We start from the raw sequence: 15,048 nt of genomic DNA on the forward strand, positions 1-15,048 counted from the left end.
AGGCTATGGGTCGGTGCGCGCAGGCTGGAACCTGTCGCGAGGTGCATTGGCGCCGGGTTGTCCTCGGGGCGGAGGCGCTCAATCGCCTTTGTCTCCTTCCATGCCTGGCCTGGGCAGGGGGGCCTGTCAAAAGAAGCGCCAGTTCCTGCCGTAAACACCGTCAGGGGCAGGGTACGTGCACCGTGGCCGTACGGTTTGCCCCGAGCTGACAACAACCAACAGGAAAACGTGGCTGTGAAATCGCTTCGCAATATCTTGCCGGTGCTGTGCCTGGTGAATCTGCTGCTGTTGATGATGCTGGCCCAGCACTGGTGGCTGGGGGCGCTGGTGGGCCTGCTGATCGGCGGTGCCTTCTACCTGACTTGCCTGCCCGCCCCGGCGGCGGTGCCGGTGGCGTCCCCGCAGCCGCCGCTGGCGCAGGCCGCCGCAGCAGCGACCTTGCCGCCGGTGCCGTCCGCACCTGTGGATGGACAGGCCTCGCTGGCCGCACTGCTGCGCGAAGTACTGCCGGTGTGGCAGGGCAATGTGCAACTGGCGCGGGCACAGACGCAATCGGCCATCGACGGTTTGACCGCCCGCTTCGTCGGCATCCACGAGCGCCTTGGCGGCGCACTGGACCCCGCCAGACACGGCGCAAATGGCGAGATCCTGCAGACCGTGCAGCATGCGGCTGAACAATTGGGCAGTATTGCCTCGGCGCTGGAAGGCATGCTGGCCTCGCGTCAGCTGCTGGTGACCAAGTTCGACAGCCTCATGGCGGCCAATGACGAGATTCGCCGCCTGGCCCAGCAAAATGAGCAACTGGCCGGCCAGACCGGCGTGACCGATCTGCTCAGCGACGAGCAAAGCTGGCAGGAACTGGCCGAGCGCTCGGCCGAGAACAGCCGCCAGATCGCCGCCCGCGCCAAGAGCGCACGCCAGCAGATCATGGCGGCCATTGGCGCCAACGGGGACGCCGCCGCCAGTACCGACGGTGTCGCTGAGAATTCGCGCGCCGTGATTGACCAGATCATTGCCGACTTCCGCCATTCGGCCATGAAGCTCACCACCACCGTGGAGGCGCTGGAGGACGAAGGCCGCGAAGTGGATCGCGAAGTATGTGACATCCTGGTCCACCTGCAATTCCAGGACCGCATCAGCCAGATCCTGGATCACGTGCAGCAGGACATCCTGCGTCTGCGCAGCGCGGCCATCGAAGCGCAGGCGCTGCCCTCGCCGCAGCAGTGGCTGGCCGAGCTCGAAAAGACCTACACCACCCAGGAACAGCGCCAGATTCATGCCGGCCAGCAGGGCCATCCCGTGCCACCGTCGCAGGTGGATTTTTTCTGAGACAACGAGGAACCGAGATGGAAAAGAGCATATTGATCGTTGACGATTCCTTCAGCCTGCGGCAAACCATCACGGCCGCCCTCAAGAGCGCCGGCTACCAGGTCGAAGAAGCTGCCGACGGCCTTGAAGCGCTGAAGAAACTGGATGGCCGCAAGTTCAATCTGGTCATCTCCGACCTCAACATGCCCAACCTGGATGGCCTGTCCTTCGTACGCGAGATGAAGCAGATGCCGGCCTACAAATTCACCCCTGTCATCATGCTGACCACCGAAAGCAGCGAGGTGCGCAAGCAGGAAGGCAAGGCCGCCGGCATCCGGGCCTGGGTCCACAAGCCCTTCCTGCCGCCGGTGCTGCTCGATGCAGTGGCCAAGCTGGTGCAACCCTGAGCGATCCAGAGGACCGTTGAAGACCCAACCGAGACCCCGAAAATGCCGCTGACGTATTCCGTGCAAGAGGACCGGCTGCTGCTCACGCTGAGTGGTGGCCTGACCATTTTCCAGGCAGCCGAACGCAAGCCGGAATTGCTGCACGCGCTGACACTTGCGCAGACCCACGTAGTGCTGGATCTGTCCGGTGTGGACGAGCTCGATACCGCCGGCATCCAATTGCTGCTGCTGTTGCGCCGCGAGCTGGCCAACAGTGGTCGCCAGCTGGAGATCGGTGCCTACAGTCCGGCCGTGCTGGCCGCACTGGACCTGCTGCAACTGCATGAGCGCTTCAGTCCCGCCGTGGAGGCCGAATGAAGAAGGATTCCGCACGCGATGCCGTCGTCCAGGAAGCCCGCGAACTGCTGGTGGCCATGGAAGCCGCCTTGCTGCAGATCGAAATGGAAGGTCCGAGCCGCGACAGCATCAATGCCATCTTCCGGGCCGCCCATACCATCAAGGGCTCGGCCGGCCTGTTTGCTTTCGACAGCATTGTGCAGTTCACCCACCAGGTGGAGCATGTGCTGGACCTGGTGCGCGAAGAGCGCCTGCCGCTGAACGCGTACATGATGTCCTTGCTGCTGCAGTGTGGCGATTACATCGGTGAACTGGTCGATGCCATCGAACGCAATCAGGAGGCCGAGGAGCCCAACGCCGAACGTCGTGCCACGCTGCTGGCCGAACTGGACGAGGTGGCGCAATCGGCCATTGCATCGCGGGAGCTGGTCTCTGGTCAGCCGACCTTGGTCGGGCAGCGCCTTGCCGGCAGTCCTGCTGCCGACCCGCTCGCCACCGACGAGGCAAGCATGGATGCCGCCTTGCAGGCGGCGGCCGATTATCCTTACTGGCACCTGTCGCTGCAGTTCAACGAGAACGTCTTGCGCGATGGGCTCGATCCGCTGTCTTTCCTGCACTACCTGCGTTCGCTGGGGCGCATCGTCGCCATCCTGCCGGTGGAGGCGGGCATGCCTGCGGCCGCCGCCATGGATGCCGAGAGCTGTTATCTCGGCGTGGAAATCTGCCTGGTCTCCGATTCCACCCGGCAAACGCTGGAGGATGTGTTTGAATTCGTGCGCGATGACAGCCGTATCGACATCCTGCCTCCGCACAGTCCCCTGTGCGCGTATGCCGCGGTACTGCAACGCCTGGCCCGCGAGGACGCGGCCCGTCTGGCCGGCCAGTGGCGCAGTCTGTCATTGTTCAATGAAGTCCAATGGCGTTGCCTGGGAGCCGTCACCCTGGAGGAAGCGGTCGCCGCCGTGGTGCCGGCGGCCACCGACGCGGGCGCGCGGCCTCGCCCACTGGAGGAGCGGCGCGCGCAGGAACAGAAATTCATCAAGATCGAGGTCTCCAAGCTGGACCAGTTGATCGACCTGGTGGGCGAGCTGGTCATCGCCGGTGCCAGTGCACGCCTGATCGCACGGCGTCGCAAGGACAGCCAGTTCGAGGAGGCCACCCAGGCCATCGACAGCCTGATGGAACAGATCCGCGATGCCGCGCTGACGTTGCGCATGGTGCAGATCAATGAAGTATTCCAGCGCTTCCCGCGCATCGTGCGCGACATCGCCCGCGATCTCGACAAGGACATCGAGCTGACCATGACCGGCTCCGAGACCGAGCTGGACAAATCCATGGTGGAGCGCCTGGCCGATCCGCTGATGCACATCGTGCGCAATGCCATCGATCACGGCATCGAGCCGGCCGCCGAGCGTATCGCTGCCGGCAAGCCGGCCAAGGCATCCCTGCGGCTCAATGCCATGCACGAATCGGGCAGCGTGCTGGTGGAGGTGATGGACGATGGTCGAGGCATGGATCGCGCGCGCATCCTGGAAAAAGCCATCGCCCAGGGACTGGCCGCGCCCGATGCCGAGCTCAGTGATGGCGAGATCTTCCGCTTCGTCTTCGAGCCCGGATTTTCCACCGCGCAGCAGGTCACTGAACTCTCGGGACGTGGTGTGGGGATGGACGTGGTCAAGCGTAACATCGATGCCCTGCAGGGTGAGGTGGGCATCGATACCGAACCAGGCCGTGGCACCGTGGTGCGCATCCGCCTGCCGCTGACGCTGGCCATCATCTCGGGCTTCCAGGTGGTGGTGGGCAATGCGGTCTTCGTCATCCCGCTGGATATGGTGGTGGAGTGTATCGACATGCCACCCCGGCAGAGCGGCAGCCACATCGTCTCGGTACGCGGTGAGCCCTTGCCGTTCGTCCCGCTGCGCGAACTGTTTGACCTGCCTGCGCGCGACCAGGGCAGGGGACGCAAGAGCCTGGTGATCGTACAGTACGGACAATTGCGCGCCGGCCTGCTGGTCGACGGATTGCTGGGCGAGTGCCAGGCGGTGATCAAGCCGCTGGGCCGCTTGTTCGGCAAGGTCAAGGGGCTGTCCGGATCGACCATCCTGGGCGATGGCCGGGTCGCATTGATCCTGGATATCGCGCACCTGGTGCAGCATACCCAGCAACAGGAACAAGGCAATACGGCGGCCTACGCCGAAAGCAGCGTGGCGTCGGCGCCATGACGGGCGCCGATCGGACGCCCGCACCACGAGGGGAAGCGAGCATGCAAGAATCGATGACCAACAGGATGAGCATCAAGCAGATCTTCATCTGGCTGTGTTTAGTCCTGTCCATCCTGGTGGCGGTGGTGATCAGTCTCACCAGTACCTTGCGCCAGGCCAATGCGGCGCTCGAACATGCGCACCAGTCGCGCTATGAATCGGCAGCGCTGGCCAATGAACTGCGACGTACCACCGAGGACATGACCAAGTTCGCGCGCGCCTACGTGACCACGGGCGATCCCAATGACGAGGACCGGTACTACATGATCCTCGACATCCGCAACGGCAAGCGTGCGCGGCCCTCCAACTATGATCGCTTCAACTGGGATCTGGTCAGTGCCCGCAAACTGCCGGTGGAGGCGGGTGCCCAGGCGGTGCCGCTGAGTGAACTGATGAAGCGTGCCGGCTTTACCGAAGACGAACTGGCCAAGATGCAGGAGGCCCTGAAACTGGCCGATCAGCTCTCGCGCATCGAGATTACCGCCTTCCATGCGGTCAAGGGCGAGTTCGATGATGGTCAGGGCAAGTTCACCGTGGTCGGCGCACCCAACCAGGCCATGGCGCAGGAGTTGGTGTTCGACCAGACCTACCGTGCGCTGTTCGGTCGCGTGATGACACCGATCAATGACTTCCTGCGCCAGGTCGACGAACGCACCCAGGCCCGCGTGCTCAAGGCCGGTCGCGACTACGTCGAACTGGAACAGAAGATATTCTGGCTGCTGAGCGCCTCCGTGGTGGTGCTGTTTGCCTGTCTCGGGTTTGCCTATCGCACCATCCGCTCGCAGATCGGTGGCGAGCCGCGCGATGCCATGAGCGTATTGCGCCGCGTGGCCGAAGGAGATCTGACGGTGAGTGTGCCCCTGCGCAAGAACGACCGGGTCAGCGTGCTCTACAGCACCCAGCAGATGGTCAACAAATGGACCGACGTCATCGGCGATGTCAGCGGCACCGCCAGTGCTTTGGCCTCGGCCTCGGAAGAGATTTCCTCGTCCTCCCAGGCGCTCTCGCACAACGCTTCGCAGCAGGCCGCCAACGTCGAGGAAACCAGCGCCTCGGTGGAAGAGATCACCGCCACCATCGCCCAGAATGCCGACAATGCCAGGACCACCGATGGTATTGCCAGCCTCTCGGCAAGCGCCGCCACCGAGGGAGGACAGGCGGTGCGCGAGACCGTGGCGGCGATGAAGCAGATTGCCAGCAAGATCGGCATCATCGATGACATCGCCTACCAGACCAACCTGCTGGCACTGAACGCGGCCATCGAAGCCGCGCGCGCCGGTGAACACGGCAAGGGCTTTGCCGTGGTGGCGGCCGAAGTGCGCAAGCTGGCCGAACGCTCGCAGAGTGCCGCACAGGAAATCATTGCAGTGGCCGAGAACAGCGTGGGCCTGGCCGAAAAGGCGGGTGGCCTGCTCAACCAGATGGTGCCATCGATCCGCAAGACCGCTGACCTGGTGCAGGAAATCGCTGCGGCGTCGGCGGAACAATCGACCGGGCTGGAACAGATCAACAATGCCGTGCACCAGATGGCACAGACTACGCAGATGACCGCATCGGCCTCGGAGGAATTGTCGGCAACCTCGGAAGAGATGAGTGCCCAGGCCATCCATCTGCAGGATCTGATGCGTTTCTTCCGTGTGGACGAGTTGCAGAAGCCGGCGGTACGTGCCAGTGGCGCACCACAGTCGGGGTCGGATGGCAGTCGCCGCAAGCCTGCCCGGCATGCCGCCCAGGACAAGCGCGAGAGCGCACGGCGTCTGTCCATGCTGGATGTGGATGAGGATGCGCCGGGAGTGGATGAATCTTCGTTCAAGCGTTTCTGAGAGGACAGATCATGGCGTTGATCCAGTCCCGTTTCACCGCGCCGCCTGCGGGCCGCGTACGCATCAATTGGCCGCGGGATGAGCGCGGCAGCAAGGAGAGCAGGCCATGCCCAGCGTATCGTTGAATGGCGAATCCGCCCGCAAGCGGCAGCAGGAAGAAGTCATCGAAAGCCGCCAGTTCCTGACCTTCCTGGTCGGAACCGAGAGCTTCGCCATGCCCATTGCCAGCATTCGCGAGATCATCGAATTCGGCGGTCTGACCGAAGTGCCGCTGATGCCCGAGTTCCTGCGCGGCGTCATCAACCTGCGCGGTTCGGTGGTGCCGGTCATCGATCTGTCGGTGCGCTTTGGTCGCGCGCCCACGGTGGTGGCCAAGCGTACCTGCGTCATCATCATGGAACTGATCCAGGACGAGCAGATGCTGTTGCTGGGCGTGATGGTCGATGCCGTCAGCGCCGTGCTGAGCATCGGCGTTGACAGCATCGAACCGCGTCCGTCCTTTGGAGCGGGCATCCGCGCCGATTTCATCGAAGGGATGATCAACGTCAATGAGCGTTTCATCGTCGTGCTGGACGTGCAGCGCGTATTGTCGGTGGATGAACTGGCCAGCCTCCTGGGAATGAGCGCCGAGGATGCCCTGGGTGGCGGGCCGGTGCTGCCGGCGCAAACGCAACAGGAGTAGGTCCATGGCCAGCACCGGCAACCTGGCAGGCAGGCGCGACGCCGTACACGACCGGTGTGCGGGCCAGACCGTTTCTGGCGCCAGCGCTGCCGATGCCGAGGTCAGCGATGAGGACATGCTGCTGTTCCAGCAATTGTTCAAGCAGCACATCGGCCTGCATTTGCCCTTGTCCAAGAAGGCGCTGCTGCAAAGCCGCCTCAGTCATCGTCTGCATGAACTCGGCCTGTGCGGACTGGCGCAGTATCATCGTCTCATCAGCGCGGCCGATGGCGCCGAGGAACGCCAGCGCGCCATTGATCTCATCACCACCAATGAAACCTATTTCTTCCGTGAACCGAGTCATTTCGATTTCCTGACCCAGGAGCTGTTGCCGCAGTGGCGTGACCACAAGAGCTTGCGCGTCTGGAGCGCTGCCAGCGCTACCGGTGAAGAAGCCTATTCTCTGGCCATGTTGCTGGACCATCACCGGCCCCCCGGCAGCTGGTCGGTATTTGCTTCCGATATCAGCACCCGCGTCTTGCGCTTTGCCCGCCGCGCCCTTTATCCGATGGCGCGGGGCGAGAATATTCCACGTCTGTATCTGCGCCGCTATTGCCTGCTCGGCACCGGTGAGTACGAGGGGCATTTCCTGGTGCAGGCCGGCCTGCGTGCCAAGGTCGAATTTGCCCGGCGCAATCTGACCGCGCTGCATGAACACGAGGATGGACTGTACGACCTGATCTTCCTGCGCAACGTCATCATCTATTTCGATTGCGATACCAAGCTGCAGGTCTTGCGCGACGTGATCGCCCGCCTGCGCCCCGGCGGCTACCTGGTGGTGGGGCATTCCGAATCGCTGCACGGCATGGAACTGGACCTGCTGATGCACTCCCCCTCGATTTATCGGAGGCCGCAATGAGTGGGCCGTCTGCATCGGGGGCAGCCTCCATCATCCGCGTGATGGTCATCGATGATTCTTCGGTGGTACGCCAGCTGGTGCAGCAGCTGCTGGCGCAGACTGACGATATCCGCGTCATCGGTACCGCACCCGATCCGGTCTTTGCCCTGCGCAAGATGCAGCAGGAGTGGCCCGACGTGATCCTGCTCGATATTGAGATGCCGCGCATGGATGGCATCACCTTTCTGCGTCAAATCATGGCCACGCGGCCCACGCCGGTCATCATGTGCAGTGCGCGTGCCACTGGTGCGGGCGATATCACTGCCGAGGCGCTGGCCGCCGGCGCAGTCTCGGTGATTGCCCGTCCGCAACTGGGTGTGCGCGATTTCCTTCGTGAAGCAGTGGTCGAACTGGCCAGTGCCATCCGGGCCGCAGCGCTGGCCGGCCCCGGCACCAGGGCAGCGGCGGGCGCATTGCCCGGCAGTACCGGTGCCATGGCCTCCGCGCTCCGGCTGCGCCCGGTCAAAGCAACATCACGAGAAATACTGCATGATGAGGGCTGGTCTGCGGTCCTGCAGCGTCATTCGGCCGATGCGATACTGGCCGCGCCGGGAAGGGAGGATGGTTATCGTCCACCGACTGCGCGCATCGTTGCCATCGGTGCCTCCACCGGAGGGCCGCAGGCGCTGGAGCGGGTACTGGGATGCCTGGACCACCGTTGTCCGGGCGTGGTGGTGGTGCAGCACATGCCGCAGCGTTTCACGCGCAGTTTCGCCGACCGCCTGCATCGCATTTCCGGTGCCGAGGTCAAGGAAGCCGAGCATCACGATCTGGTTCTGCCGGGGCGGGTGCTGATCGCTCCCGGCGGTCGACATCTGGTCGTGCGGCGCGATGGTCTGCAGTACTATGTGGAAACATTGGATGGTCCGCTGGTGAGCCGGCACAAGCCTTCGGTGGATGTGCTGTTCCGCTCGCTGGCCAAGGCGGCGGGCAGCAATGCAGTGGGCATCATCATGACCGGCATGGGGGACGATGGAGCAAGAGGGATGCGGGAGATGGCCGATTGCGGCGCCGCCACCTATGCTCAGGACGAGGCCAGCAGCGTGGTCTTCGGCATGCCGAAAGAAGCGATACACATGGGCGGCGTCCGTGACGTCCTCCCGCTCGATCATATCTCCGCAGTGATAGAACAATATGCCTCCAGAGAATCTCAATGAGCTGATCGAATCCGCACTGGTCGTCGACGACAGTGCCCTGCAGCGCCAGCACAGCGTGTCGCTGCTGCAGGCGCTGGGCGTCGATCTGATCTACGAGGCCGGCAACGGCAACGAGGCGCTGGACCTGCTGGCGCTGTTGAAACTGCCGCCGGGCCTGGTCGTGATCGACCTGGAGATGCCGGGCATGGATGGCATTGAACTGATCCAGCACTTGCAGCAAAAGGGTATCGACATTCCGCTGATCGTCGCCTCCAGTCGAGAGACCTCGCTGCTGTTGTCGGTGGAGACCATGATCCACGCACTGGGCATGAACCTGATCGGCGTATTGCAGAAGCCGCTCAACCAAGGCCAGCTGCACGCAGCGCTGCGATCTTTCCGGCCCCACGGTGGCGACGCTCTTGCCGATGCCGATCCCCAGCCTTCCATGTGTGAGAGCGATCTGGGCGTGGCCATCGGCGGTGGTCAGGTGCTGCCGTATTTCCAGCCCAAGGTAGATGTGCAGACAGGCATCCTCAAAGGCGTAGAAGCGCTGGCGCGCTGGGTGCATCCGGAACGCGGCATGGTGCCGCCGGACCGATTCATTCCGCTGGCAGAGCAATGCGGCCTGATTCACGATCTCACCATCAGCATGATGGACCAGGCCATGGCCCAGGCTGCCGTCTGGCACAGCCGCGGCCTGGCGATCAAGGTGGCGGTGAATCTCTCGCCGCTGTCGCTGGAACAGCCGGATTTCCTGCATCGTATTCTGGAGCTGGTGGACAAGCACGCGCTGCCGGCCGAAAACGTGGTGCTGGAAATCACCGAGAGTTCGGTGGTGGCGCACAAGGGCAATTCACTGGGCATGCTGGCGCGCTTGCGCCTGAAGGGGTTTGGTCTGTCGATTGACGATTACGGCACCGGCTTCTCATCGATGCAGCAGTTGGCGCGTATCCCCTTCACGGAACTGAAGATTGACCGCTCCTTCGTGCATGGTGCACATGACCGCAAGAACCTGCGCGTGATTCTGCAATCCGCGCTGGACATGGCGCAACGGCTGGAGCTGGTGACGGTGGCCGAAGGCGTGGAGACCATGGAAGACTGGCGCCTGCTGCAGGACTTCGGTTGCAGCCTGGGGCAGGGCTATCTGATTGGCAAGCCCATGCCGGCCAATGAATTGCCGTTATGGTTGAAGGGACATCATCGCCGGCTCGGCGAATTGCGGCCGCTGGGGAAGGGGAGTGTTAGCGGTGGGTGACTTGAGATTCGTTGTTGGACTGTTGAATTGAGCGTGGAAATAATCTGTTTTCGGTACGTCGCCGGTTCTTTATGCTGCTTCCGTTTGAGGCAGACTTTGCATCATTGCCGTACTAATTTTGGGGTGCAGGTCAACATCTCATCTGAAAAGTGTGCGCTCAGGATTAGGCTATGATGAATCGACTGAAAATGTATCTCCGAGATTCTAAGCTTAGTTCCCATCAATCCATACATCGTTTATCCAATCTGCAAGCGTCGGCCAGCTCTCCGAACTCACTCCATTTCCACTCCAAAATCTGATCTTACCCGTTTGATCCAGGCAGTAATAATCACCGTTATCCTCACATATGGGGAGCCAATTTGAAGGAACTCCCAACTGCCTTGCAACTTTTACCGCTCGCAGCAAGTCTCCCCTGCTATTGATATCAGGAGAAAGAACTAACGGCTCAATGTTCCCAAAAAAAATGGTGCTCGCGTTCTTTAAAAAATAACGATATTCGTCGCCAAAGGTAATTCCAATTTTCGACTCATAGTTATCAATCAATTCATCATCAGGCTCCAGCAATCTAATCCGTTCACCCGCTGAAGCATTTATCAAAGCGTCTACTGCCTCAACCAATTTATTATCCATTTCATCTCACTTAAAATCGTTCGCCCGGCTCTTCCAATAATTACGCCGCCACGTATTGAATACACTGCGATTAATGCCAGATGGGATTTCCGAGCCGGCATTTATGTGTATAGCAGAGTAGTTTTCCTGATGGAACGTCTGCATAACTTCTGCAATGGGACCATCCTGATTTTGCAGCATATGATGTAGATTGACGGGGTTCCCATCCTTCCCAATCGGGGCTCTGCCAGCCTGCATTAGTTCTAGATTGGTTTTTCCGGTTTGGCTATCCACCCGATTAGGGTCGATAAGGTCGTCGCGTCGATATACAAAATTTCCAGCGACTTCTACTGGCTCAGCACTCCAGTATTGCCTTTCTTGCCCGAAATATCTCTTTGCTACTTCCTGCCTGGAATATACATTCGGCAAATCCTGATCCGCAGTAAATCGATCACGATCAGGCGTTACCGCCGGTAGCTTTTCCTTTGGCAAGACAAGCTTCCTTGCCTCACCCACCAGGGCTGGAGTAGTAGCCGCGACAGCAGACAACGCTGCCATCCGGACAAGACGATAGTTTATCGCCTGCTTTACCAGTCCATCACAGGCAGCCGCGCTCAGTCCACCACAGTTATTCGTCCTGAAGGTCGCAACCTCCTTCGCCTGATCAACATCCGTTCCCGTCAGGGACGCGTTGCCCATCACGGAACCATAACTGATCACATTCGCTTGACGCCCGATCAGCGTATCTTCAAGTTTTGTATAGCCGAATGGCAATACCTTTACCTCGTTGACACTCGCCGCTTCAGCCAGATTTTTTTGGACGCACGCTACATCCCCTGAAATGATGCAACTTTGCACTGCGGCGATATTCTGGTCAGATACCCGCTGCGTTGGCCGTAAAACCAAACTGGGTCTTGGTACCAAACTGCGCAGTAACGCCAACTCCCCATGACGACGACGACCGGTCACCATGCTGTTCATCCGTGTTTTGAGCAGCGATGAGATTGATATCGTTATCCGCATTGAGCGTCAGATTGCCCTTGGCATTGATGTCGCTGCCCGCAATGGTGATGTTGCTGTTGGCTCCATATCCCTTGGCACCGATGCTCATGTTGCCGCCGGAGGTAGCGGTGGAGCCGCGTTGCGTCACCGTGTTCTGTTCGGTACGACTGCCGTTCTGGCTGCTGCCAATCGTGGCGCTGATGCCGACGTTGGCCGAACCCTCGGCAGCACCCTTCTGCATGTCACCTACGGCGCTGTAGACCGACATGCCCGCCGTTGCAGCAGCCAGCGCCTGTACCCGGCCATTCCTGGTTTTACTGGCCGCCTCCGCCATCTGCTGCACCGTCTGCACCGCCGACAACACCGGACTGGTCACCGCCACCGTCACCCCTTGCTGGCGGAACTTGTCCTCGGTCACGGTACGGCTGCTCTGCTGTGCAGCGAGTATGCTGACCGTCCGGGCCACGATGTCGATGTCGCCACCCGGTGCCAGTACATCGCTACCCACCTGCGTGTACCGATTGCCCGCCACGATGCGCACATCGCCCTGCACGCTGCCAATGGTCGATGCCGATGCAGTCTCCCTGTTGCGATCCACATCACGACTCTGCATGCGGCTACCCACCGTCACGCCGATGCCCGCTCCCATCACGCCACTCTTGGTCTCCTGACGGAAGTTGCGCTGGCTGCTGCTCTCGCTTGCGGCAACAATGTTCACGTCATTGCCCGCCACAATGGTCGTCCCCTGCGTAGAAACGATCTGGCTGCCTTTAACATTCACATCGTTCCCGGAGCGCACAAGAACGGTATCCCCAGAGAAGGTACTGCCTGCCTCCCGGCTGGTGCTGCTGGCGTCATCGGTGCGCACCGTCGTGGCCGACAGGATCCCGCTGCTGCTGCGCTGACCCTGGTCACGTGCACTGGCCGAGACGTTGGCGGTGCCGATGCGCATGTCACGCCCGGCCTCGACTTGCAGCGCGCCTTCAGCGACTACCTGCGCACCCTTGCTCGTCACATCCTGACCCGCCTGGATGCGGACGCTGTTGCCGCTGACCTGCGTGGCGACCTCCTTGCTGCCGCTCACCACGGCGCGATTGACACCGACCTCATTGGTGCCGTGTGCACCATTGGCGCGGTCCACGAAGTTTGGACCGGTCAAGCGGCTGACCCAGTTGCTGCCGCCCTTGTCATCGGCCCAGCGGATCTCCTGCCGGAAATACTCCTGGATCACACCCAGACGCACATCCCTTCCTGCCGAGAGCGTGGCGTCGCCGCTGGCGGCAATGACGACAGCATCGGCTTGCAGATCGCGGCCGGCCAGCAGCACCACGTCCTTGCCGTTGACGCTGGCTACCTGATTGATGTTGCTGCCCGTGGTGGTGGCATTGGCGGTGGTGACGCTGGTACTGCGGATCACCACATCGCGGCCCGCACTCAAGGTCAGCTTGTCATTGGCACTGATGACGCCACCGGCATGCTCGATATCGGTGGTGGCTGCGACTCGGACATCGCCCCCATCGATACTGCCGCCGAGATTGCGCACGTTCTCCGCGCGCAGCGTCACGCCCGCACGCGCGGCAATGGTGCCGCCCCGATTAATGATGTCCTGCACGCTCTGTAGCACCACCTCATTACCGGCGATCAGGGTCTGTCGGCCACTGACACGCAGATTCGACGGCTGCAGATAGACTTGCGGCACCAGCACTTCCTGCTCACTGCCATCGGCCAGCGTTACCTTGCGTTGTACCAGCCAGACGATGTCGGTCTTGAGCTGGGCGATCTGTGCTTCGGTGAGTGCAATGCCCAAGGCATAACGCTGGGTCTGCGCCTGCTGCAGCCCGGCTTGCATCAGCGCCAGATATTGCGCCTCGTTGTTGCTGAAACCGCTCAGATAGCGCTGGCCGGTGGTCTCCTGGATCTGGCGCTGGATCAGTTGTTGTTCGTAGAATCCATCGCCGAAACGCTGGTAACCCGGCGCGGGACCCGCGCGATCCCGATACGCACGAACGAGGAAGTCAGAAGACAACCAATTCCGCTCACCGATGAAGCGCGGATCGGTCTGCACCAGTGGCGTCGTCACGCTGCTCTGATTGATCTGGTACAAGGCATTGGCCGGCAGGCTCAGGTCGCGCGTGCTGCCCACCTCGTGCGTGGCGCTCACATCAAGTGGGAATCGGGTTTCTATCGTTTGAGAGGCGTAGGGTGCGCTCTCATAACGACGGTCATCGGCCTTGAAGCGATGACCCTTGATGTAGGTTTTTACCCCCGTACCCACCGAGGTAACGATCTGCCTGCCCAGCGGACCGGTATTGCGGATGGCGGTGCCATTGACGTTGTCACCGGCCAGGGTGCCCCCGGCGATGAACTGACTGGCGTAGTTGTTGACCACCCCGGCGGCCAGATTCATCCTGCCGCCGGAGGTGATCATGCCGGGTGCGCTGCGCGTGACGATGGTGCGCTGGATCTGCTCGGTGCCGTCGTAGATGATCCATTGACCGAACATTTGTCCATCAAAGGGGGATTGCGCCGAGGGTAAAAGCAGGCGGAAGTTGTCTTCATCGCCCATGGCTCGCCAGTTCTCGGCAGCGATGATCTGGCCATTATCCTTGTGGACGATGCGCGCATGCTCTCCCGAGATGAAGTCGGAAGATCCCACCAGCCGGTAGTTGATGATCCGGCGTCCCGGCTTGCTCTCGTCGGCGATCTCGAAATGCGCGTTACGATTGTTGATCGCATCGGCCGCAATGGTGAGTGCACCATCCGCATTGATGGTCGCACTGGTATTGTTGACTTCGCGAGCACTTCCGGTCGCACGATGGTCGGTGCCGATGGCGCCGCCAATGGACATGTCCTCGGCTGAATACAGCAGCGCCTTCTCGCTGTTGTGGAGCACCCCGGTCCCGATATCCAGACGCTCACGCGCGGCGATGACCGGGGCCCGCAGCACGCCATCGATGGTTTCCGAAGCGTTGTGCAGCACCTCCGCAGCGAGCGCAATGCGGTCACCGTAAATGCGTCCGCTACCGAGGTTATAGAGCGTACCGGCCTGGATGCGCGTAGTGACGCCATCGATCAGGCCCCGGTTGATGAAGTCCTGCCCCGCACCGGCCGAGAGCGAGACACCGCCGCCAAGCAGCAATGCACCCGCGTGATTGTGGATACCTTTGGCCGTCACGCGCAGCACGCCCGCACTGCGTATCTGCACATCCCGGCCGGCAGCGATGGTCCCGGTGTTTTCCAGACGGCCCGCCGCCGTGACGACCAGCTCTCCTTCGGTGGCTGCCAAGGTGCC

Annotated in this window: 12 protein-coding genes; 9 read left to right on the plus strand and 3 right to left on the minus strand. The window is 61.5% G+C overall.

The window, feature by feature from the left end; all coding sequences use genetic code 11:
* The first annotated feature begins 234 nt into the window (after nucleotides 1–234).
* From HWE01_RS17530 to HWE01_RS17570, 9 genes are all read left to right on the plus strand, one after another.
* Nucleotides 235–1,329 carry a hypothetical protein gene (locus tag HWE01_RS17530; RefSeq protein ID WP_008325490.1) on the plus strand — a complete coding sequence of 365 codons (1,095 nt, stop codon included), beginning with the start codon at nucleotides 235–237 and terminating at the stop codon, nucleotides 1,327–1,329.
* Between the two features lie 17 nt (nucleotides 1,330–1,346).
* A complete protein-coding gene (locus HWE01_RS17535; RefSeq protein ID WP_008325491.1) occupies nucleotides 1,347–1,715 on the plus strand; it encodes a response regulator in 369 nt (122 codons plus the stop codon).
* A gap of 42 nt (nucleotides 1,716–1,757) precedes the next feature.
* Nucleotides 1,758–2,072, plus strand: coding sequence for an STAS domain-containing protein (locus HWE01_RS17540; protein WP_241822431.1), 315 nt, complete (start codon nucleotides 1,758–1,760; stop codon nucleotides 2,070–2,072).
* Nucleotides 2,069–4,273: a chemotaxis protein CheA gene (locus HWE01_RS17545; protein ID WP_241822432.1), complete on the plus strand. Its 2,205-nt coding sequence runs from the start codon at nucleotides 2,069–2,071 to the stop codon at nucleotides 4,271–4,273. The genes HWE01_RS17540 and HWE01_RS17545 overlap by 4 nt, the downstream gene beginning before the upstream one ends.
* A 41-nt stretch (nucleotides 4,274–4,314) precedes the next feature.
* Entirely contained in the window at nucleotides 4,315–6,135 is a 1,821-nt protein-coding gene (locus tag HWE01_RS17550) for a methyl-accepting chemotaxis protein (protein ID WP_241822433.1), read from the plus strand.
* 106 nt (nucleotides 6,136–6,241) lie between these two features.
* A complete protein-coding gene (locus HWE01_RS17555; RefSeq protein WP_008325495.1) occupies nucleotides 6,242–6,817 on the plus strand; it encodes a chemotaxis protein CheW in 576 nt (191 codons plus the stop codon).
* 4 nt (nucleotides 6,818–6,821) lie between these two features.
* Nucleotides 6,822–7,715 carry a CheR family methyltransferase gene (locus HWE01_RS17560; protein ID WP_008325497.1) on the plus strand — a complete coding sequence of 298 codons (894 nt, stop codon included), beginning with the start codon at nucleotides 6,822–6,824 and terminating at the stop codon, nucleotides 7,713–7,715.
* On the plus strand, nucleotides 7,712–8,911 hold the full coding sequence (locus HWE01_RS17565; protein ID WP_008325499.1) for a protein-glutamate methylesterase/protein-glutamine glutaminase: 1,200 nt from the start codon (nucleotides 7,712–7,714) through the stop codon (nucleotides 8,909–8,911). The genes HWE01_RS17560 and HWE01_RS17565 overlap by 4 nt, the downstream gene beginning before the upstream one ends.
* Nucleotides 8,889–10,145 carry an EAL domain-containing response regulator gene (locus HWE01_RS17570; protein WP_241822434.1) on the plus strand — a complete coding sequence of 419 codons (1,257 nt, stop codon included), beginning with the start codon at nucleotides 8,889–8,891 and terminating at the stop codon, nucleotides 10,143–10,145. The genes HWE01_RS17565 and HWE01_RS17570 overlap by 23 nt, the downstream gene beginning before the upstream one ends.
* A 210-nt stretch (nucleotides 10,146–10,355) precedes the next feature.
* Here HWE01_RS17570 and HWE01_RS17575 read toward each other — a convergent pair whose 3' ends face one another.
* From HWE01_RS17575 to HWE01_RS17585, 3 genes are all read right to left on the minus strand, one after another.
* Entirely contained in the window at nucleotides 10,356–10,775 is a 420-nt protein-coding gene (locus tag HWE01_RS17575; protein WP_081486008.1) for an SMI1/KNR4 family protein, read from the minus strand.
* Nucleotides 10,776–10,781: 6 nt separating this feature from the next.
* The gene (locus HWE01_RS17580; RefSeq protein WP_241822435.1) at nucleotides 10,782–11,726 is read right to left on the minus strand and encodes an HNH/ENDO VII family nuclease; all 945 of its coding nucleotides are present in this window, start codon (nucleotides 11,724–11,726) and stop codon (nucleotides 10,782–10,784) included.
* Nucleotides 11,629–15,048: hemagglutinin repeat-containing protein (locus HWE01_RS17585; protein WP_241822436.1), on the minus strand; the 3,420-nt coding region annotated here is incomplete at its 5' end. The genes HWE01_RS17580 and HWE01_RS17585, both read right to left, overlap by 98 nt.

Source organism: Herbaspirillum sp. C7C8 (genome assembly GCF_022627875.1).
Lineage (GTDB): Bacteria > Pseudomonadota > Gammaproteobacteria > Burkholderiales > Burkholderiaceae_D > Herbaspirillum.

What these genes read in the sequence shown, in the direction of transcription:
- HWE01_RS17535 (WP_008325491.1), top strand. Translation starts at nt 1,347, where the DNA reads ATGGAAAAGAGCATATTGATCGTTGACGATTCCTTCAGCCTGCGGCAA.
- HWE01_RS17540 (WP_241822431.1), top strand. Translation starts at nt 1,758, where the DNA reads ATGCCGCTGACGTATTCCGTGCAAGAGGACCGGCTGCTGCTCACGCTG.
- HWE01_RS17545 (WP_241822432.1), top strand. Translation starts at nt 2,069, where the DNA reads ATGAAGAAGGATTCCGCACGCGATGCCGTCGTCCAGGAAGCCCGCGAA.
- HWE01_RS17550 (WP_241822433.1), top strand. Translation starts at nt 4,315, where the DNA reads ATGCAAGAATCGATGACCAACAGGATGAGCATCAAGCAGATCTTCATC.
- HWE01_RS17555 (WP_008325495.1), top strand. Translation starts at nt 6,242, where the DNA reads ATGCCCAGCGTATCGTTGAATGGCGAATCCGCCCGCAAGCGGCAGCAG.
- HWE01_RS17560 (WP_008325497.1), top strand. Translation starts at nt 6,822, where the DNA reads ATGGCCAGCACCGGCAACCTGGCAGGCAGGCGCGACGCCGTACACGAC.
- HWE01_RS17565 (WP_008325499.1), top strand. Translation starts at nt 7,712, where the DNA reads ATGAGTGGGCCGTCTGCATCGGGGGCAGCCTCCATCATCCGCGTGATG.
- HWE01_RS17570 (WP_241822434.1), top strand. Translation starts at nt 8,889, where the DNA reads ATGCCTCCAGAGAATCTCAATGAGCTGATCGAATCCGCACTGGTCGTC.
- HWE01_RS17575 (WP_081486008.1), bottom strand. Translation starts at nt 10,775, where the DNA reads ATGGATAATAAATTGGTTGAGGCAGTAGACGCTTTGATAAATGCTTCA.
- HWE01_RS17580 (WP_241822435.1), bottom strand. Translation starts at nt 11,726, where the DNA reads ATGGTGACCGGTCGTCGTCGTCATGGGGAGTTGGCGTTACTGCGCAGT.